This window comes from Streptomyces sp. NPDC008125 (assembly GCF_042957125.1).
Taxonomy (GTDB): domain Bacteria; phylum Actinomycetota; class Actinomycetes; order Streptomycetales; family Streptomycetaceae; genus Streptomyces.
In genome coordinates, this window is record NZ_JBIBHR010000007.1 from 47,397 (window position 1) to 65,834 (window position 18,438).

General features: G+C 72.4%; 16 protein-coding genes and 1 tRNA gene. 7 read left to right on the forward strand and 10 right to left on the reverse strand.

What is annotated here, in order from left to right; genetic code table 11:
- The first annotated feature begins 22 nt into the window (after nucleotides 1-22).
- From ACFZAX_RS13925 to ACFZAX_RS13935, 3 genes are all read left to right on the forward strand, one after another.
- On the forward strand, nucleotides 23-985 hold the full coding sequence (locus tag ACFZAX_RS13925) for a serine/arginine repetitive matrix protein 2 (RefSeq protein ID WP_390961583.1): 963 nt from the start codon (nucleotides 23-25) through the stop codon (nucleotides 983-985).
- A 75-nt stretch (nucleotides 986-1,060) separates the two neighbouring features.
- Nucleotides 1,061-1,372 (forward strand): hypothetical protein, encoded by a 312-nt coding sequence (locus ACFZAX_RS13930; protein ID WP_266712148.1) that lies wholly within the window; start codon nucleotides 1,061-1,063, stop codon nucleotides 1,370-1,372.
- A 217-nt stretch (nucleotides 1,373-1,589) separates the two neighbouring features.
- Nucleotides 1,590-1,925, forward strand: coding sequence for a hypothetical protein (locus tag ACFZAX_RS13935; protein ID WP_390961585.1), 336 nt, complete (start codon nucleotides 1,590-1,592; stop codon nucleotides 1,923-1,925).
- A 71-nt stretch (nucleotides 1,926-1,996) separates the two neighbouring features.
- Here the strand turns inward: ACFZAX_RS13935 and ACFZAX_RS13940 are convergent, their stop codons facing one another.
- Genes ACFZAX_RS13940 through ACFZAX_RS13950 form a run of 3 tightly spaced genes read right to left on the reverse strand, consistent with a single transcriptional unit; the run spans nucleotide 1,997 to nucleotide 8,735 of the window.
- Nucleotides 1,997-6,589, reverse strand: coding sequence for an FtsK/SpoIIIE domain-containing protein (locus ACFZAX_RS13940; RefSeq protein ID WP_390961586.1), 4,593 nt, complete (start codon nucleotides 6,587-6,589; stop codon nucleotides 1,997-1,999).
- 20 nt (nucleotides 6,590-6,609) lie between these two features.
- A complete protein-coding gene (locus ACFZAX_RS13945) occupies nucleotides 6,610-8,208 on the reverse strand; it encodes a hypothetical protein (RefSeq protein WP_390961587.1) in 1,599 nt (532 codons plus the stop codon).
- On the reverse strand, nucleotides 8,205-8,735 hold the full coding sequence (locus ACFZAX_RS13950) for a sigma-70 family RNA polymerase sigma factor (RefSeq protein WP_390961589.1): 531 nt from the start codon (nucleotides 8,733-8,735) through the stop codon (nucleotides 8,205-8,207). The genes ACFZAX_RS13945 and ACFZAX_RS13950 overlap by 4 nt, the downstream gene beginning before the upstream one ends.
- 264 nt (nucleotides 8,736-8,999) lie before the next feature.
- On the opposite strand from ACFZAX_RS13950, the gene ACFZAX_RS13955 reads away from it, so the two are divergent.
- Nucleotides 9,000-9,980, forward strand: a complete 981-nt coding sequence (locus ACFZAX_RS13955; RefSeq protein ID WP_390961591.1) for a hypothetical protein — start codon at nucleotides 9,000-9,002, stop codon at nucleotides 9,978-9,980.
- A 700-nt stretch (nucleotides 9,981-10,680) separates the two neighbouring features.
- Here ACFZAX_RS13955 and ACFZAX_RS13960 read toward each other — a convergent pair.
- Nucleotides 10,681-11,067 carry a hypothetical protein gene (locus ACFZAX_RS13960; RefSeq protein WP_390961593.1) on the reverse strand — a complete coding sequence of 129 codons (387 nt, stop codon included), beginning with the start codon at nucleotides 11,065-11,067 and terminating at the stop codon, nucleotides 10,681-10,683.
- Nucleotides 11,068-11,362: 295 nt separating this feature from the next.
- Here ACFZAX_RS13960 and ACFZAX_RS13965 point away from each other — a divergent pair, with 295 nt between their 5' ends.
- Complete coding sequence (locus tag ACFZAX_RS13965; protein WP_390961595.1) at nucleotides 11,363-11,515, forward strand: hypothetical protein; 153 nt, start codon at nucleotides 11,363-11,365, stop codon at nucleotides 11,513-11,515.
- A 457-nt stretch (nucleotides 11,516-11,972) separates the two neighbouring features.
- On the opposite strand, the gene ACFZAX_RS13970 is transcribed toward ACFZAX_RS13965, so the two are convergent.
- Nucleotides 11,973-12,046, reverse strand: a tRNA-Pro gene (locus ACFZAX_RS13970).
- A 124-nt stretch (nucleotides 12,047-12,170) separates the two neighbouring features.
- On the opposite strand from ACFZAX_RS13970, the gene ACFZAX_RS13975 reads away from it, so the two are divergent.
- On the forward strand, nucleotides 12,171-12,878 hold the full coding sequence (locus ACFZAX_RS13975; RefSeq protein ID WP_390961596.1) for a transketolase: 708 nt from the start codon (nucleotides 12,171-12,173) through the stop codon (nucleotides 12,876-12,878).
- 139 nt (nucleotides 12,879-13,017) lie between these two features.
- A complete protein-coding gene (locus tag ACFZAX_RS13980) occupies nucleotides 13,018-13,908 on the forward strand; it encodes a transketolase family protein (protein WP_390961913.1) in 891 nt (296 codons plus the stop codon).
- Nucleotides 13,909-13,930: 22 nt separating this feature from the next.
- Here the strand turns inward: ACFZAX_RS13980 and ACFZAX_RS13985 are convergent, their stop codons facing one another.
- The 5 genes from ACFZAX_RS13985 to ACFZAX_RS14005 are packed head-to-tail and all read right to left on the reverse strand — an operon-like array spanning nucleotide 13,931 to nucleotide 18,082.
- Nucleotides 13,931-14,500 (reverse strand): GAF domain-containing protein, encoded by a 570-nt coding sequence (locus ACFZAX_RS13985; RefSeq protein ID WP_390961597.1) that lies wholly within the window; start codon nucleotides 14,498-14,500, stop codon nucleotides 13,931-13,933.
- On the reverse strand, nucleotides 14,497-15,120 hold the full coding sequence (locus ACFZAX_RS13990; RefSeq protein ID WP_390961599.1) for an ATP/GTP-binding protein: 624 nt from the start codon (nucleotides 15,118-15,120) through the stop codon (nucleotides 14,497-14,499). The genes ACFZAX_RS13985 and ACFZAX_RS13990 overlap by 4 nt, the downstream gene beginning before the upstream one ends.
- On the reverse strand, nucleotides 15,098-15,472 hold the full coding sequence (locus tag ACFZAX_RS13995) for a DUF742 domain-containing protein (RefSeq protein WP_327179223.1): 375 nt from the start codon (nucleotides 15,470-15,472) through the stop codon (nucleotides 15,098-15,100). The genes ACFZAX_RS13990 and ACFZAX_RS13995 overlap by 23 nt, the downstream gene beginning before the upstream one ends.
- The gene (locus ACFZAX_RS14000) at nucleotides 15,469-15,903 is read right to left on the reverse strand and encodes a roadblock/LC7 domain-containing protein (RefSeq protein ID WP_266712128.1); all 435 of its coding nucleotides are present in this window, start codon (nucleotides 15,901-15,903) and stop codon (nucleotides 15,469-15,471) included. The genes ACFZAX_RS13995 and ACFZAX_RS14000 overlap by 4 nt, the downstream gene beginning before the upstream one ends.
- A 7-nt stretch (nucleotides 15,904-15,910) precedes the next feature.
- Nucleotides 15,911-18,082 (reverse strand): ATP-binding protein, encoded by a 2,172-nt coding sequence (locus tag ACFZAX_RS14005; RefSeq protein ID WP_390961601.1) that lies wholly within the window; start codon nucleotides 18,080-18,082, stop codon nucleotides 15,911-15,913.
- Nucleotides 18,083-18,438: the final 356 nt, after the last annotated feature.

The following is an 18,438-nucleotide window of genomic DNA, read 5'->3' on the forward strand; positions in this document are numbered from 1 at the left end:
TACGAGCAGGAAGGAGGTGGCCGTGGCCGACATCACCTCGGACTTCGCCATCGACTACGGGTTGCTCCACGAGGTCCAGTCGAAGCTCCGTGATCTGGCGTCCCAGGCGGGAGCGGGCGCCGGCGAGGGCTCCTACCAGAGCCTGGGCGACGCGAAATCCAGTGAGCGCCGCAGGATCCTCGGGAACGCGAATCTCTCGGCGGAGTTCAACTACTTCTACTCCTTCTCGAAGAGGCGCCAGGGAAAGGCCAAGGACGGCCTGAACGAACTGGCCGAACTCTTCAAGAGCGTCTCCGACGTGTTCTTCGACGCCGACTCCCAGATCAGCGGCAGCGCCGGAGTCATGGGCAAGTCGATCGGGCTGGAGGACTGGAAGAACAAGAAGGAGGCCTACGACGACTGGGTGCAGGACAAAAAGGAGTGGGACGACTTCCTGAAGAGCATCGGTGCCTCCGACTACTTCGAGAAGAACCCGGACGCGAGCATCCGCATGGTCTGCAACGCCGATGACGCACCCGGCTGGTGCCAGGCGTGGCGCGATGCGGACGACCCGCCGCTGAAGCCCGGCGACGCGCCGTCCAAGCCGCCGGACACTCCGCCGACCCATTACCACTCCGAGACGACGACCGGTTCCGTCGACGTCGATCTGGTCCTCGACAAGGACAACAACGTCATCACGGAGACGTCCACCGTCAAGACCAACGGGCAGACGTTCACCACGTCCACCACCTACGAGCAGGGCGCGCCGAAGATGGTCGACCCGCCCGGCGACGGCAAGCCGTACGACACCCGCGACTACACGGTGACCACCACCGGCGGCGACGGCAAGACCAGCACCTCGACGGTGGTGATCAACGACGACGGCTCCGGGACGATGAAGGTCGTCCAGGACGACGAGACCACCCAGTACACGCGCTCGGGCCCCACCGCCGAGTGGGAGGAGGTCGTCGAGGAGGAGGACGACTACTCGTACACCTACGCCTGACGCGCACCGCGGCTCCGCCCGCGGTTTCGCCCGCAGCACCTACCGAAGCTTCGACCGACAGAGGGAGAACCACTCGTGGTGGCCAACATCCGCCTTTCCTACTCCGAGATCGACCGGGTCGCCGGCATGCTCAACACCAGCGTCGACGTCACCCTGGTGCCCCGGATGACGGAGGCCAAGAAGGAGGTGGACAGTCTGCTGTCCACCTTCCTCGTCCTGGAGAAGAGCAGCCCCGCCCTCCAGCAGCAGTACGAGAAGTTCAACACCGCCCTGACGCAGGCGACGGAGTCCATCAAGGGCTACGCCAAGCAGTTCCAGGCGATCAAGGAGTCGGTCCAGGGCATGGACGCCGACCTGGCCGAGAAGGTCAACAGCAGCGGCAACTGATCGGCCCGGGGCCGTGTCCGACCATTCACGTCGGATCAGCGGGCGGTGTCCGGCGCGGTGCATCGCAAGGCGGAGGATTGCCCGTGTACTGGAGTACTCGGGCAATCCGACAACGCCGCGAGATGCCGTGCCGGGCGCCGCCCGCCCGGTGGGAATGGTCGGACACGGCCTGGCGCCTCGTACGACGCAGGGACACTCAACAGAAGGGGCTGCCAGGATGCCTGTCGGCAATGACGACGTCGTATTCGACTACGACGAGATCTCCAACGGCTGTACCACCATGGGCAACAAGCTCACGGACATATCGAACGAGCTGACCTCGCTGGAGGGCACCGTCAGCGGTCTGCTCCAGAACGGCCTGGTCTTCGAGAAGGCGAGCCCCGTCATGCGGGACGCCTACAACGAGTTCAGCAAGCAGATGAAGACCTCCGCGGCCAACATCGCCTCGTACGCGGACAACTTCAAGAAGATCGCCGAGTCGATGGGACAGTCCGACTCGCAGATCGTCGAGGAGATCAAGAAAGCGCAGGCCGAGGCCGCCGCGCAGAAGTGACGCTCCCCGGGTGAGATGTACGGCGAAGGGCCGGGCCAGGCGGCCCGGCCCTTCGTGCGCCGACGCGGTCCTCAGGCGTCCAGGACCGTCAGCGGCACCTGCACGGCGATGGCGCTGCCGTTCTCGCCCGCCGTCCAGCCGCGTCCCGCCCCCAGCTGTGTACGGATCTGGTCGCCGGAGATGCGGGACCCGATGAGGTCGCCCTCGCCGGGGCTCTTGGGGCCGAGGAGCAGCCCGCGCCGGGCCCGGCGGGCCGTGCCCACCCAGCCCAGCGAGTGCATCGACTCCGGCAGGCCGGCCAGCAGCAGGCCCTGCAGGTGGTCCCGCCCGGACGTGGCCACCTGCCGCAGGGTGCGGTCGGCGTCCGCCGCCAGCAGCAGGTCCGCGTCGTCCACGACCACGACCACCGGCTGTCCCGCCACGGCGTTCAGGGCTTCGGTGAGCGCCTCGTTGGAGGGGTCCGGCTCGCGGAACACATGGGCCAGGTCGTGCGCGGCGAGCCGGCGCAGCTGTGACTCGCGTGGGGTGATCACGATCAGCCGGGTGCCGCCGAGCAGCAGGGAGACGGACATCGCGGCGAGCGCGGTGCTGCGGCCGGTCCGGGGCGGTCCCGCGACGACGAAGGAGCCGCCGCCCTCCTGGAAGTCGTAGCCGATCGGGCCGACCGCGTCGCCGCCGACTCCCATCAGAGCCCAGAGCGGGCGCAGTTGGGCCTTGGGGACCTGGTCGACCGCCTCCTGGAAGCCGATCAGGGTGGGCATCTCGCCGATCTTGAACGGCCGCTTCTGTGAGGGCACCTCGCTCTCCCGCGCCCAGGCCTGCTTGCCGATGGCGCGCAGCGCGTCACCCTGGTCGGGCCTCTCCGGCGAGATGGTCGGCAGCAGCGCGATCTGCGCCTCGACCCCGCCCGGGGCGTGCCAGCCCCGGCCCGGTGCCACGTGGGAGGGGACCCGGTCCCGGCCCATGCCGACGACGTTGTAGTCGCTGGGGTCGGTCTGCCGGAGCACGAGGCGCTTGTCGTTGTGTGCGGCCAGACGGCCTCCGAGCAGGACGCGTTCGGAGGTGGCGATGACGTGGACGCCGGCCGCGACGCCCTCGCGGAGCAACCGCACCACGTCGGAGTAGACCCGGCCGCCGTCGTAGTCGTCGAGGAGCTGGCTCAACGCGTCCCAGCCGTCGATGAAGAGGACCAGATGGGCGGGACGCCGGGCCGCGGACAGTTTGGCTCGCAGTTCGTTGATGCCCGCGCAGTCGTGCTGGGACAGCAGGCGCTGACGGATCGTCAATTCCGCGACCAGGCGATTGATCAGCCGCTCCATCCGCTCGGTGTCGTGGCGGGAGACCACGCCCCCGCAGTGCGGCAGGGCCTCCAGTGCCGCGAGGCCGCCGCCGGCCGCGTCGATCGCGTACATGTGCAGGTCGCTGCTGTCGATGCACAGGGCGGTGGATCCGGCGATGGTGCGCAGCACCTGGGTGCGGCCGGAGCGCGGGGCGCCGATGACGTAGAGGTGCCCGAAGGCCGACCACTGGATGGCGCCGAGGCGCCGCTGCTGGAGCGAGGGGATGTCGAGGAGCGCGTACGGGACCGCCGGGAGTTCGCCCTCCGCGGGCTCCGGGGGCGCGGGCAGCTCCTCCAGGGCGATCTGCTCGTCCAGGGGCGGCAGCCAGGGCCTGGGCTGCTGGGTGAAGTCCTCCAACCGCCCGGTGGCCTCGATCAGGGTGTCGACGAGGGCCTTCAGGTCGGTGGGGAGCTCCTCCGGGGCGGGTCCGGGCATCGCCTCGGGATCGTCGTCGGAGTGTTCGGGCAGGGCGGGGGGCCGGCCCAGGCGCTGCCAGGTCAGTTCGGAGCTCCGGACCGGCCGGAGTGGACGGTCGGGGACGGCCGCCGGGTCGGGTGCGGCGGCTCCGCGCTCGGCGCCCACGTAGGCCGTCTGGAAGGGCACCGGGGCGGCCGAACCGCGCCGGACCAGGGCCCGGCCTGGATGGTTCGCCGAGATACCGGCGGCGTCCGGGGCGTCGATGATGTCCTGGCTCTCGGAGCGGTCGGTGACCCGCAAAGAGATCCGCAGGTTGGTGTTGGCACGGATCTCGTTGCTCACCGATCCGCCGGGCCGCTGGGTGGCGAGGACCAGGTGCAGGCCCAGCGAACGGCCACGTTGGGCGAGGCTGATCAAGCCGGGTACGAACTCGGGGAGTTCGCGCACCACGGTGGCGAACTCGTCGATGATGATGAGCAGTCGGGGCAGTGCGGGGAGCCTCGGGTCACGGGACCGCTTGGCCCGGTACTCGGTGTGGTCCTTGGCCTCCACCTCGTTGAGAAGGATCTCCCGGCGCCGCAGCTCGGCGTCGAGCGAGGCCAGGGCGCGGCGGACCAGGTGCCCGTCCAGGTCGGTGATCATGCCGAGGGTGTGCGGCAGCCGGTCGCATTCGCGGAAGGCGCTGCCGCCCTTGTAGTCGACCAGGACGAAGGCGAGTTCGTCGGGCCGGTTGCCTGCGGCCAGCGAGGCGATCATGGTCTGGAGCAGCTCGGACTTGCCGGAGCCGGTGGTGCCCCCGATCAGGCCGTGCGGCCCGTCGCGGACCAGGTCGATGGTGAGCGGGCCGTCGTATCCGGAGCCCATGACGAAGGAGCTGGTGGCGGGCCGGCGGGCCCACTCCCGGACGAAGGCGGCCGGGTCCGGCGGTTCGTGGCCGATCAGCGGCAGCAGCTGGACGTCCTCCGGCAGTCCGGAGTCGCTGTCGACGGTGACGTCGCGCAGCGGGGCGAGGGCCCGCCCGACCTCCTCGCACCACTGAGCGTCGACCTGGTCGGCCCGGACGTCCTCCACGGCCGGCACGCCGGAGGTACGGACGGTCAGCCGGTTGCCGGTGGTGGTGACGACGGCCGTGCACTCCTCGGGCAGCAGCCGCTCGCGCTCGTCGACGCAGAGGCTGAACACCCGGGCGGCGGGCCCGGCGGTGAGCAGGTGGACCACGCCCGGGACGTCGCGGAGCCTGCGTGCACCGTCCAGGACGACCATGATGTCGGGTTCCCGCTGGAGCGAGCGGCTCAGGGCGGAGGTGTTGCTGTCCGAGCGGTTCTGGATCTCGCCGAGCAGCTCGTTCACCCGGTGCGCGGTGCTCTCCGGGTCGTTGCCGAGGCTGACGACGGCCGCGCCGGGGCGGGTGGAGCGCAGGTGCGGCAGCCAGCGCACCCAGTTCCAGGCCTCCGCGTGCTCGCGGTCGGTGAGGACGACGATCCGCAGGTCGCGGGGGCTGTGCAGGACGGCCGCCTGGGCGACGGCCCAGGCGGCCAGGGCGCGCGGGGCGGCGCCGGGACCGCTGATGCCGACGACCCCGTGCTCGGCGAGTTCGATGCCGAAGGGGGCGTCGGCGATCCGCCAGTGCACCTGGCGGTGGTTGGCGTCGCGGGCGCCGTCGTCGATGCGTTTGAGCGAGGGCCGGGTCAGGGTGCCGACGCGCAGGGTGAGGTGGTCGGGGTCGCGGCGCCGCCGCTGCCACAGCCCCTTGCCGGGCCCGGAGGCGGTCAGCAGCACCGAGGCCGGGTCGGGGAAGGTGTCGGCCCGCAGCTTCCTCTCGTCGATGGTCGCCTGACGCATCTCCAGCTCCGTCCAGGAGCGGCGGACCAGGTAGATCCGGAGGTTCTCCTCGTACTGCTTGCGCCCTGTGCGCCGGCCGGAGACCCAGTTGCCGGCGGCCATCAGCGGCGTCAGCAGGATGAAGACGACGAAGTACAGGCTGCGGAAGAGGAACATCATGACCAGGCCCATGATCAGTGGCGAGATCATCATCAGGAACGGGAAGGGCCGCTTGGTGTTGTCGGCGGGCGGGCCCTGCATGGTCATCGACTCGGTGTCCAGGTGCGGGACGATCCGCGGCGGCCGGTTGTACTCGATGCCCACGCCGTCGGCGGCGCGGTTCACGGCCGCGTCCGCCTCGAAGGGCCGGCTCAGGCGCAGCAGGTGGTCGCCGAGGGACAGGTCGGCGTACGCGGGCCACTCGACGGAGCCGTCGTCCGGCACCGGCAGCTTCCCGACGGGCGGCAGCGGCGGCAGGACGGGGTGGCCGTCGGGGCCCGGCGGGGCGGGCTCCGGCGTGTGACCGCCGGGGCCGCCGTCCTGCGGGCCGGCGGGTTCCTCGGCGGTGAGCGGGGTGCCGGTGGTCGGGTCGACCGGCGGGGGCGGGGTGAGACTGCGCAGCCCGCACTCGGCGTCCGCGTCGGGGGCGAGCCGCAGGGTCACCCGCCCGTCGGTGCCCACCGTGATCCAGGTGCCCCGCGCGGGTGCCCCGCCGCCGTCGAGGCACAGGACGCAGCCGCGGTCGGTACCGGCCTCATGGTCACCGGGGCCGAGCCGCCAGACCCGGCCCGCGCCCGGTCCGCCGACGTGCCGGATCTCGACGAGGGCGGGGTCGGAGGCGGGCGGTCGCCACGCCTCGGACGCCCCGGCCGGGGAGGGCACGGGGACGCCCAGGCCCACCACCGAGCCCTCGCGCAGTCCGCTGCCCCGCACGGGGAGGTCGGGGTGGAGCGGACTGCTCCCGAGATACAGCTCGGCGGATCCCAACGCCTCGCCGAGGGCGGCGAGATCGGCGCCCTCGGGGAGGTCCAGCAGGTGGTCCGCGCGGTGGCCCCGGGCGTCGACGGTGGAGAGGGTGAGTCTCACGGCACTCCTTGCGGTGGCTTTCAGCGGTGTCGTGGGGGCGGGGCGGAGGGCACACCGGCATCCGGATCGGGCTCCTCGCCCTGCTCCCCGCCCGGCCCGTGGGGTCCGGGGCCGCCCGGCCCGTGGGGTCCGTGGGGTCTGTGGGGTCCGGGACCGCCCGGCCCGTCGGGCCCGTCGGGTCCGTGGAGTCCGTGGGGTCCGCCGAAGTCGGCGACCAGCCCGGACCAGGCTCCCGGGTCGGGGTCGGAGCCGGCCCAGATGACGGGTGGTTCCGGGCCGTCGGTACCGGGCTCCGGCGGGCGCCCCGGCCCGCCGTGTACGGGCGCCGGCGCGCGAGGGTGCGCGCGATCCGAGTCCTGGCCGGCCGGGGTCCCGGCCGGGTATGTCTCCGGGCCGGCAGCGGCCCGCGCCCTCGGCCGCGGGGTGGGCAGCGGGACGCCGGCCGGAACGGGGGTGGGCCCGGCCGACGCCTCGCTGGTCTTCGGTGCCGTGCGCCGCGTCTCCCGGGCGGCGGGGGCCGCGGCCGGCACGCCCTCGTCCGGGTCGGCCTCGCCCAGCCCTGCGGGGACGGCCTCGTCCTCTTCCTCGAAGAGCGGCCGTGTCCCGTCCACCGAGGGGGCGGGCGGATGCACCGGCGGGATTTGCTTCAAGGTGCGGGACACCGCGCGCGGCAGGGCGTGCGACAGCAGCAGCAGCGGCGTGCCGGGGAGCGCGAGCTGCCCGTACCGGTCGGCGTGCAGCCGCCGTACGTATCCGCGTCCGGAGCCGAGGACCAGCACCCGCAGCGCCGGCACCGCCGCCGGGGGCCCCGCCATCTCGGGCGGGAGCGGGTCCGGCAGCTCGCGCGCCGCCAGGAACGGGGGGGTACCCAGCCGGGCCGGAGTCTCCTTGGCCCTCCGGTACGCCTCCCGCACCGGCTCGCCCGGGTACCCCCGCAGCACGCCCTCGGCCACGACCGTCTGCCCGGGCGGCAGCCGCTGCCCCAACTGCGCGGCGAGGGTGGGCAACAGTGCCGCGCGGGCCCGCTCGTCCCCGTCCAGTGCCAGGGTCGGCGGCCCCGTCGCCAGATCCAGGAAGGCGCACCGGCCGGCGGGCGCGACCTCGGCGCCGATCGCGACCACGACCGGCCGGTTCAGCCCCGCCTCCGGCACCACGGCGGGAAGCTCCGACCGCAGGACCGTCCAGCGCGGCGGATGGTCGAGGTCGGCCTCCGCGACCCAGGGTCCGGGGGCCGGGGGGACGTGCCGACCGGCCAGCAGGACGGTGACCGTGCGGTCGTCGACGAGGACTCCGTACGGCACGGCGGGCGCGGCCGCGAGCCGCGCCGCGGCCAAGGCCCGTTCGGCGTCGCGCCAGCTCTCGGGCGAGCGGAGCCGCCGCACCAGGATCCGCAGCACCCGGCGGTAGCGCAGCCAGGCCCGCGCCGGGGAGGCGAACGCCGCACCGGTCAGGGCGGTCTCCCGCACCGCGCGCCGACCGGCCGCCTTCCAGCCGCCCAGCTTCATGGCGAAGTGCCGGACCAGCAGGAAGAGCAGGAAGGCCACGCACACCACGAGGGTCCACCGGATGATGCCGTCCCGGTGGTCGGAGATCCAGCGGATCGGGTCGACGCCGTTCACGCGGCCAACTCCCTGCGCAGGGCCCGCAGGGCGTAGTGCGTACGGGACTTGACCGTTCCCGGGGATATCCCTATCTCCCGGGCGGTCTCGTCCCTCGGGCGGTCGCAGAGGTGGACCCGTACGACCACCTCCCGGTGCTCCTGCGACAGCCGGGCCAGCGCCTTGCGCACCACGTGCCGGTCGACCACCTGCTCCGCCAGGTCGCTCTCCCCGCTGCGGCTCAGCAGCTGCTGCGGCAACGCGCCCACGGGCACCGCACGGTCGCGGCGGTGCATGTCGATGGCCAGGTTGCGGGCGACCGTGTACAGCCAGGCGAGCAGCCGCTCGTCGTCGTCGACCGGCACGGCGGCCGGCGGCCGCTTCCAGGCGCGCAGGAGGGTCTCCTGGACGATGTCCTCAGCCCGGTACGGGTCCCCGGTGAGCCGGTTCGCGAACCTCATGAGCAACGCCCGGTGGCGCTCGGCCGTGGCGGGTCGAGAGGACGAATCTGATGTGCCGTGAGCATCGATCACTGTTTCGCTCCACATCGCCCGAGGGGGCGGAGAATCAAGGGCACGGGGGAATGCCCTCTCATGTTCTATCTGTTCACGGTGACGTTCAGTCAACGTAGATCACCAGAAGCTTGTTGATGCTCAGTAAAAGCTCAGAACATTGCAGATCTCGAAACCCGCGGCAACAAACCCGCGTTAGGGTGGCGCACCGGGCCGACCCCCGGCCGGCGGACATCCCGACAGCGGGGACCCGATCCGCTCCTGCCCGCTCCGCGACCGTCGACTGGAGCCACGCACCCCATGAACTCGCAGTCCGAGCACCCGAAGCAGCCCCTGGAACCCCGGTCGTTCCCGGACCCGACGACCCCGGACCGGCCGTCCCCGGCCGGGCCGGACTTCGCCGACGCCTTCCGCCGCCGCCGCGTCCGCGGGCCCCGGGGAATGGCCCCCGGACGCCGCGTCTGGACCACGCTGGGCTGGACGGCCGCGGCGGTGGCCGCGCCCCTCGCGCTCACCGCCGCACTGGCGGGCGACGGCGCCGGTGACCTCGGTGACAGCCAGGAAGCGGCGGCCGCCCGTGTCCTCCCGCCGCCCCCGGCCGTCGTCGTCTCCCCCACCCCGGCCGCCTCGGCGTCGCCCACCCCGAAGGCCTCCCCCACCCCGACGGCCTCCCCCACCCCGGTGGCGGCGCCGCTGCCCGCCTCTCCCGCACAGGCCTACCAGCCCCCGCTCCCCGCCGCGCCCGCCCCGCAGAAGACGGTGCCCGCCACCCCGAAGCCGTCGGCGGCCGCTCCCAAGGCCGCCGCCGCAGCCGTACCGGAGACCGCGGCCCTGACCGTGTCGCGCCTCGCGGCCCGGCAGCCGGGGCGGCACATCTGCTACCGCGCCTACGTCGAGGGCAAAGGCTGGCAGAGCGTGGTGTGCGACGGCGGCACGACCGGCATCACGGGCAAGAAGATCAAGGCCCTCAACATCGCGGTGTCCGGCACGAAGGGCACCGCCGGCAATGCTTTCGTACACAATGACGAGTGGAAGACCCCCTGGAGCGGTGTGGCCGACGGGGTCGACAACTACATCGGCAGCACGGCCAAGAGCTATCCCTACATGCTCGGCTTCGTCATCAACGTCGGTGACGGCGCGGTCTGCCAGAGCGCCCGGGTGCGCTCCGGCTGGGGCGGCCTCGCCTGTGACAAGCCGATCGGCCAGGCCTCCGGGAACTACATATTCGGCGGCACCTTGAACAACAGCTCCTGGCTGGAAGCCGTACGTTTCACGGTGTGAGCGCGGGTCCGCCGGTGCGAACACGGCGGCCCGAGTCCCCGTCAGCGCCCCGGGCCGCCCGTACCACCGCTCCCCCAGGCGCGTGTTCTCGGGTGCCTCGCCACCAGGGGAGGCGTACCGGCGGCGGGTGCACCCGTACACGATGCCGAGTTCCGGGGCGGCGAACACCTGTGAGCCGGCCGCGCCGGAGTGGCCGAACGCGCTCCCGCTTAGCACGGGGTGCTGGCCCGACGTCCGCCGGAGAACCAGCCCGAGCGCGTCCTGTACGCCCACCACGGTCCGGCCGCGCAGACGTACGGAGAGCGGGGAGCCCGGCTCGGTGGTGTCCTCGGCGAGGACCGCCCCGATGGTGTCGCGTACCTCTCGAAGCCGGGCGCGACGGTCCCGTGCACGGTGATGCCGTACGTCATGCGGTGCCCCCTGAGGTCGGCCGCCCGGTCGTGGCGGGCCGCGTTCCCCCCTCTCCCAGGTGCCGTGCGAGGTAGCGGACTCTGTCCGGCCCTCCCTGGGCCGTTCCCCACTCCAGCCCTTCCGGGACAACGATCACCGATCGCCTTCGAAAACGCCTCCACCTCACACCGACTACGCCGGCACGAGCCGCATGGCCGGTGTTCAGGATCCGGGGTCAGGGCCCCTCAGCTCCAGGCCGTCATCGCCGACCGCCTCCAGGAGCGCCCCTCCGAGGACGGCGGCGGACCGGTCAACGCTTGATACGTGTGTGCAGGGCAAGCGCGCCGGCAAGCGCGAGTGTGCCCGATCCCAGCAGTGCGAGCGCGCCTCGCGAGCTGATCACGCGGTAGGGGCCGACGGCCATCACAGAGCGCCGCGCCTGGATGGACAGCGCACTTGCGGTGCTCTGAATGGACCCCAGCGAAACGAGGGACATGATGGAGCCGATCGAGCCGGCGGACACGGCGGAGCCGATCGAGCCGGCGGACACGGAAGAGCCGATGGACCCGATGGACAGCGCGCTGCCAACCGAACCGATGGACAGCACGGACCCGACGGAGCCGATGGACAGGAACGAGTCCTTCGACCAGAGGGAGAGCGAGGAACCCCCGACGCCGCGGGAGGAAATATGCGCCATGGGGTCATCATGCCGCGTGAGGGGGCCGGCATGCCCAGCGACGACAACCTCGCCGGTCTCCCGCTGGTGACCGGCAGAGCACTGATCCGAGGACAACACGCTTGCCTCGCCTCCGCGGAACCGCGGGTCAACGTCGTCCTCGGTGACACCTGTCGAGCTTCGGCACGGGTGTGGCTGAGTGGCTGTTGCCTTCCCGCGCTCAGGGGCTGCGTCTGCGCTGGTCAGGCTTGGGGGGCGGCGGCCTCGGGGAGTGAAGAGCGTTCTGTCCTGGCCAGGGCGTTTGACAACGGGCGCGATGTCGGCCGCTGAGGTCATCGACCACGGCGCCTCCCTCACAAGATCGACCTGGGCGGGAGTGATGATGGTCGCGCTCCACCGAGAGCCGTCCGGGGTCGACGAAGACGTCGACGTTGCCCACGGACTCCGGGTCCTCACCGGCATTCGGTAGGAACGCGGCCTCGAAACGTTCTGTACGGACACGACAGAAGGGGCCGTCCCAGGCTCCCGGCCGTCTCCTCTGATGCATCAGGCGAGCTTGCCGGGTCGATCGGCCCCTCTCGACCGGGACTCCTGCCACGCTGCCGGGCGTGAAAGGCGATCTTGTACCCGAAGACCTGGGGACACGCAGGGCTCCGGTGCTGCCGTTCCCCCACGGACGTGGCATCGGTATGCAGGACGACACCGGACACGCCACGGCATCACAAGATCACGGCGGCCGGAGCAGCACCGTCAGCCCACTTCAGCGCGCTGCGCGGACCGCGCTCGCTGCCGAGCTCCCTCGTCATGACCCGCTGACGCGGTCGAGGACGCCCAGACCCCGGCTGGTCCCCGAGTGGTCCCCAAAAACAATCAAGGGCCGGATTCGGATGACTCCGAATCCGACCCTGATCTGCGACTGTCTCCAGTCGGGACGACAGGATTTGAACCTGCGACCCCTTGACCCCCAGTCAAGTGCGCTACCAAGCTGCGCCACGTCCCGGCACCGTCTGACCTGGGCATTCGCCCTGGCCGAACCTGCAAGAGAACAATACCAAACCCGAGCCGGTGGTCACGAACACCTTCCTCTTGACCTCAACCTTGGTTGAGGTCACACCATGATCAGCATGACGAACTCCACCGGAGCCGAGCTCCGCACCCACGCATACGCGGACCTGAACCGCCTGATGGGCCTCATGACCGGCGACGAGAAGCACGGGCCGGCCGCCACCTCCACCCTGGACGTCCTCTGGGTGCTCTACGACCGGGTGCTCCGGGTCGGCCCCGCGACCGTGGACGATCCGGAGCGGGACAGGTTCCTGCTCTCCAAGGGCCACGGGCCCATGGCCTACTACGCGGTACTCGCCGCCCACGGCTTCTTCACGGAGGAGCTGCTCACCGGTTTCGGCACCTTCGACTCGCCGCTGGGCCAGCACCCCGACCGGCTGCTGGTGCCGGGGGCCGAGATCGGCAGCGGTTCGCTGGGGCACGGCCTGCCCCTGGCGGTGGGCACCGTCCTGGGGTTGCGGGCGCAGGGGCGCACCGACCCCCGCGTCTGGGTTCTCGTGGGGGACGCCGAACTGGACGAGGGCAGCAATCACGAGGCGCTCGCCTTCGCCGGGCCCTCGGGGCTGGAGCAGCTGCACACCGTGGTGATCGACAACGCCTCGGCGACCTACGGCCGGCCCGGCGGGATCGCGGCACGCTTCGAGACCGCCGGATGGTCGGTGGCGAGCGTGGACGGCGGGGACCACGAGGCGCTGTACGCGGCCTTCACCGCCCCGCATCCCGGCCGGCCGCACGCCGTGGTCGCCCGGACGGCGCCGAAGCGCTGACCGGCCCCGCCCCCACTCGCGAGCAGCCACGTCACCCGCAACAGCAGCAGCGGCACCAGAAGCAGCAACGGAAGGACAATCCCCCGTGAACAACGTGAACGACGTGAACAACGCCAACGCCGTCAATACCGCGGACACCATGCGCGAACGCTTCATCGCCACCACCACCGAACTCCTGGACCATGATCCGCGTCTCGCCCTCGTGCTGGCGGAGATCAGCCGCGACGGCTTCGAGAAGGCCTCGCGGAGCCATCCCGACCGGGTGGTCAACGTCGGCATCCGCGAGCAGCTGCTGATCGGCGCGGGCGCCGGGATGGCCCTGACCGGGATGCGGCCGATCGTCCACACCTTCGCGAGCTTCCTGGTCGAGCGCCCCTTCGAGCAGGTGAAGCTCGACTTCGGGCACCAGGGGGTGGCCGGGGTGCTGGTGAGCTCCGGGGCATCCTACGACTTTCCCGCCGCCGGCTTCACCCACATGTCGCCCGGTGACGTGGCGCTGATGGACACACTCGACGGCTGGAGCGTGCACGTCCCGGGCCACCCGGACGAGGCGGAGGCCCTGCTGCGTCGGGCCGCCGCCGGGAACGACAGGGTCTACCTGCGGTTGTCGCTGCAGTCGAACCGCCGGGCCGTACCGCTGGAGGGCGACGCCTTCCGCACCGTGCGCGAGGGCTCCCGGGGTGTCGTCGTCGCGGTGGGTCCGACGCTGGACGACGTGCTGGCGGCGACGGAGGGGCTGGACACGACGGTGCTGTACGCCGCCACCGTGCGGCCCTTCGACTCCGCCGGGCTGCGCAGGGCGGCGGCGGGCGCGGGTACCGCCGACGTGGTGCTCGTGGAGCCGTACCTCGCCGGGACCTCCTCGGCGGTGGCCGGCGAAGCCCTGCTCGATCTGCCGCACCGTGTGCTGGGCCTGGGTGTGGGCCGCGCCGAACTCCGCCGCTACGGACAGGTGGACGAGCACGTCGCGGCGCACGGGCTCGACGCCGCGGGCCTCCGGCGCCGCATCACCCGTTTCCTGCACGGCTGACGGAACACACGGCGGAACGGTCTCAGCGGCGGGGCAGCTCCCGGCGGTCGATGTGGCCCATCAGCTCCTGGGCGAGCGCCTTGATGGTGACGAGCCCCGCACGCCCCCACGGCCGGGGGACGGTGTCGACGGCGCAGACGGTGCCGAGGGCGACGCCCGTACCGTCGATGAGCGGGGCTCCGAGATAGGAGCGAATCCCTATGCCGTCGACGACCGGGTTCCCGGCGAAACGCGGGTAGTCGCAGACGTCGTCCAGCACCAGGGCCTTGCGGCGGACCAGGACGTGCGGGCAGTAGCCGTGATCACGGGCGAGGTAGCGGTCACTGCGGTTGTTGTGCGCGGCGGCGGTTCCGAGGTCGCCGCCGCCCTGGATGCCCGCTGGGGTGTGCAGACCGGCGAAGAACTGACGGTTCTCGTCGATGAAGTTGACCATGGAGAAGGGGGCGGCGGTCACGGCGGCGACCCGGTCCGCGAAGTCGTCGAAGCTGTCGAACGTCGTGTCCGGCCGCTCCCCCAGGCCGAGCCGGCGCAACCGGGCGGCCCGGGTGGAGCCGTCGCGGTCGGCCGGAGTGAGCAGCTGCCTGCCGGTCACGGGTGTGCTCCGTACGTCTGGAGCGGGGCCGGGGCCGCGGTGGCGTTGATGAGGTGCTGGAGGAGGGTCACCAGCGCGCCCGTACCGGAACTCGCGATCCGTGCGTCGCACAGGACGACCGGGACGCCAGGCGGGAGGTCCAGCGCGGCCCGCACCTCGTCGGGGGCGTACCGGTAGGCGCCGTCGAACTCGTTGACCGCGACGATGAAGCCGATGCCGCGGCGTTCGAAGAAGTCGACGGCGGCGAAGCACTCTTCGAGGCGCCGGGTGTCGGCCAGCACCACCGCGCCGAGGGCGCCCTGCGACAGCTCGTCCCACATGAACCAGAAACGTTCCTGGCCGGGGGTGCCGAAGAGGTAGAGGACGTGCTCGTCGGAGAGGGTGAGTCGGCCGAAGTCCATGGCCACCGTGGTGGCGCGTTTGGACTCGATCCCCTCCAGGTTGTCCGTACCCACGCCGACCTGGGTCAGCAGCTCCTCCGTGCTCAGCGGGGCGATCTCGCTGACGGCGCCCACGAACGTCGTCTTGCCGACCCCGAACCCGCCCGCGACCAGGACCTTGAGGGCCACGGGGAAGGGCGCGGGGCGGGCGGTGCTGTCAGAGTTGTCGTCGTAGACCATCGAGCACTGCCTCCAGCAGGGTTCGGTCGGTGGGCATGTCCTGGAAGGCGGGGGCGTGCGCGGTGACGGCCCCGCAGTCGACCAGGTCGGAGACGAGGACCTTGGCGACCGTCGCGGGCAGCCGCAGATGCGCGGCCACCTCGGCGACGGACGTGGGGCCCTCGCACAGCCCGAGCGTCACGGTGTGTTCGTGGCCCAGGTGGGCCTGCGGTTGCCTGCCGGTCGCCATGATCAGCGAGAGCAGGTCGAGCTCGGTCGTCGGCCGGGTCCGGCCGCTGCTGACGGTGTACGGACGAACGAGCCGGCCGGCTTCGGCGTCGAGCAGCGGCCCTTCCTGAGCCCGCACCCTCACAGCCCCGGGGTGAACGGTGTCCCCGCCATGTGCCGTGCCGGGGTGGCCAGATACGGTCGCACGCTCTTGACCAGCATGGTCATCTCGTAGCCGAGGACCGCCGCGTCGGCCTCGCGGCCCGCGAGGACCGCGAGGCAGGTGCCGGAGCCGGCGGTGGAGACGAAGAGCAGGGTCGAGTCGAGTTCGACCACGACCTGGCGCACGTCGCCGTTGTCCCCGAACCTGGCCCCGGCGCTGCGACCCAGCGAGTAGAGCCCCGCCGCCAGCGCGGCCATGTGGTCCGCGCTGTCGGAGTCCATGCCGTGGACCGACTTCACCAGTCCGTCCGCGGACAGCAGGACGGCGCTGCGGGTGTACGGAACGCGCTGGACGAGTCCGCTCAGCAGCCAGTCCAGGTCGGCGACCTGACCGGACGTCATTTCGCTCGGCATGGTGCATCTACTCCTTGTACGTGTTCTCGTGGCGGGGTTCGGGGTTCTCGTGGCGGGGGCCGGGTCGGCCCGCGATTCCCTTGTCGGACGGTGCGGCCGGCGGGCGGACGGGCAGCGGGGTGACCCGCCGGGCCGGCTGCGTGGCCGGAGGGGCGTACGGGGCGAACCCCGGCGCGACGGACGCCGTTGTTCCCTGCGGGAGGCCCTGGCCCGGCTCTCGGGGGGACGGGCCTGGACCGGTGGCGGGCGGCTGGGCGTCGCCGGCCGGGGCCAGGGGTTCCGTGTCCTGCGCCGACCGGGCCTCCGCCAGGTCGATGCCGCGCCGGAACGCGGCGACGAGGCCGGGGTCGTGCACCGCGTGCTCGTCCGGGACGCGCCGCGCGGGTGGCTGGCGGAGCTGCGGCACCAGGTTCTCCTGGTTGGTGCGCCGGGGCAGTTCGGGGCGTGCCGGGGCCCCGGGTTCCGGTTCGGGGTACGCGGCGGGCGCGGGGTATCCCGAGGGTGCGGGGTGGGAGCCGGTCGCCGTCGACCGCTCCGAGGTGCGCTGCGGCAGCGGCGGCCCCTGGGCCTCGCGGCGGATCTGGCGCGGGGGCTGCGGGGTGCCCGGGGCGCCGGGCCCGGAACCGGGAGCAGGTGCGCCCGGCATCGGACCGGGTGCGCCGGGCCCTGGGCCGGGTACGCCCGGCAGGGAACTGTGTACGCCGGGTGCCGCGCCGAGGGGTCCGCCCCGTCCCGGTACGGACCGGAGCCGGTCCTGCGCGGGCGGCAGCTGGTCCTGGCCGGGCCGACGGGTACGGTCCTGGCCGCCGGGGAGGACGGGTGCGGGCTGGGGCCCGGCGTACCCCGGTGCGAGGTGGGCCTGGGGTGCGGAGTCCTGGGCCGGTGGCCGGTGCACGGCGCCGGGCGGGGGCACCGGGACGCCTTCCGGTGGGGTGGTGGTGTCGCCCTCGGTCCCGAGCAGTACCTGTGGGAGAACCAGGACCGCCTGCGTGCCGCCGTAGATGTTGCTCTCCAGCCGTACCGCGATGCCGTGCCGGCGGGCCAGTGCGGAGACGACGAACAGCCCGATGCGGCCGTCCTGGAGCAGGTGGGCGACGTTGACCTGGTCGGGGTCTGCGAGCAGGGCGTTCATCCGGCTCTGCTCCTGGCCCGGCATGCCGAGCCCCCGGTCCTCCACCTCCAGCGCGAAGCCCGCCGTGACGGGCTGGACGCGCAGCAGGACCTGGGTGTGCGGGGCGGAGAACACGGTGGCGTTCTCGACGAGTTCGGCCACCAGATGGATCACGTCGGCGACGGCGTGCCCGCGCAGGGTTCCCTCGATCGGCGGGACCAGCTTGACCCGCGGGTACTGCTCCACCTCCGCGATGGCGGAACGCAGCACCTCGGTGAGGGTCACGGGGTTGGACCACTGCCGACGGGAGACCGCCCCGCCGAGCACGGCGAGGTTCTCGGCGTGGCGGCGGATGCGGGTCGCCAGGTGGTCGACGTGGAAAAGACCCTTGAGGAGGTCGGGGTCCTCCACCTCGTGTTCGAGTTCGTCGAGAATCTGGATCTCGCGGTGCACCAGGGATTGCAGACGGCGCGCGAGGTTGACGAAGACCTCCACCTTCTGTTCGTTGCCCGCGTTGCTGAAGAGCTGGGAGGCCTGCGCCACGGCGGCGACGGCGGCCTCCTGGGAGCGCGTGATCTCCTGTCCGAGCAGGTCGAACGCGTCTGCGCCGGGGGCGGTTTGCTGTGGGGGCCGGCGGGCGGGCAGCACCTCCCCGGCGCGGAGCTGCTCCAGCGCCCGCTGGAGGTCGGCCTGGCCGCGGGCGTTGGCCCGGCGGAGGGCCTGGGCCCGGTCGAGCAGCGCGGCCGAGACCCGGTGGGCGCCGATGCACGCCGCCGCGACGGCCGTCACGGCGAGCGCGCCCGAGCCGCCGAGCGCGGCCAGCAGACTGCCGGAGGGGCGTACGCCGGAAGCCCGCACGGTGAAGATGACCGCGGCGGCGCCGCTCAGCAGGGCGGCCACGGTCGGCAGCAGTGCCGCACGCGTCATCTGGCCGCGCATCCGCACCTCCGGGGTCGGCTGCGCCGCACGCGGCTTTGCGGCGGCGGACGGGGAACGGCCCGCCGGGCGGCCGTGCCGCCCGCTCTCCCGGCGATCCGGTCGCGCTTCTGGTGCGCGAAGTTGAGACATCAGCGTCCTCGGTACGTGGGGCACCCGGAATCGTTCATGCGGTGGCACCAAAGGGGGTCGGTCAGGCTCCGGATCAACCGGGCGAGCAAGAACATGAGCTCATCGTTGATCACTGAGCACACACCGTAGTCGCCGACGCGGCGGGCGTGAGCGCCAGTTGTCGAACTTGCCCGCCATCCGTCCCGCTCTGGTATGACGGCCCGCACTCACGACCGAATTTGAGCGCCCCGCTCGAACCCTCTCGCCACCGCGGACCGATGGACGGTCACCACGCCCCACCCGGCTCTCCCCACCCCTCCCCACGGGAACGGCACGATCCGCACGGGACGGCGCGATCGGCGCCCGGGGCCCGGGGC

Excerpts from the sequence above, each read along its gene's own strand:
- ACFZAX_RS13935 (WP_390961585.1), top strand. The coding sequence starts at position 1,590 with ATGCCTGTCGGCAATGACGACGTCGTATTCGACTACGACGAGATCTCC.
- ACFZAX_RS13950 (WP_390961589.1), bottom strand. The coding sequence starts at position 8,735 with ATGTGGAGCGAAACAGTGATCGATGCTCACGGCACATCAGATTCGTCC.
- ACFZAX_RS13955 (WP_390961591.1), top strand. The coding sequence starts at position 9,000 with ATGAACTCGCAGTCCGAGCACCCGAAGCAGCCCCTGGAACCCCGGTCG.
- ACFZAX_RS13960 (WP_390961593.1), bottom strand. The coding sequence starts at position 11,067 with ATGGCGCATATTTCCTCCCGCGGCGTCGGGGGTTCCTCGCTCTCCCTC.
- ACFZAX_RS13965 (WP_390961595.1), top strand. The coding sequence starts at position 11,363 with ATGTCGGCCGCTGAGGTCATCGACCACGGCGCCTCCCTCACAAGATCG.
- ACFZAX_RS13975 (WP_390961596.1), top strand. The coding sequence starts at position 12,171 with ATGACGAACTCCACCGGAGCCGAGCTCCGCACCCACGCATACGCGGAC.
- ACFZAX_RS13980 (WP_390961913.1), top strand. The coding sequence starts at position 13,018 with ATGCGCGAACGCTTCATCGCCACCACCACCGAACTCCTGGACCATGAT.
- ACFZAX_RS13990 (WP_390961599.1), bottom strand. The coding sequence starts at position 15,120 with ATGGTCTACGACGACAACTCTGACAGCACCGCCCGCCCCGCGCCCTTC.
- ACFZAX_RS14000 (WP_266712128.1), bottom strand. The coding sequence starts at position 15,903 with ATGCCGAGCGAAATGACGTCCGGTCAGGTCGCCGACCTGGACTGGCTG.
- ACFZAX_RS14005 (WP_390961601.1), bottom strand. The coding sequence starts at position 18,082 with ATGTCTCAACTTCGCGCACCAGAAGCGCGACCGGATCGCCGGGAGAGC.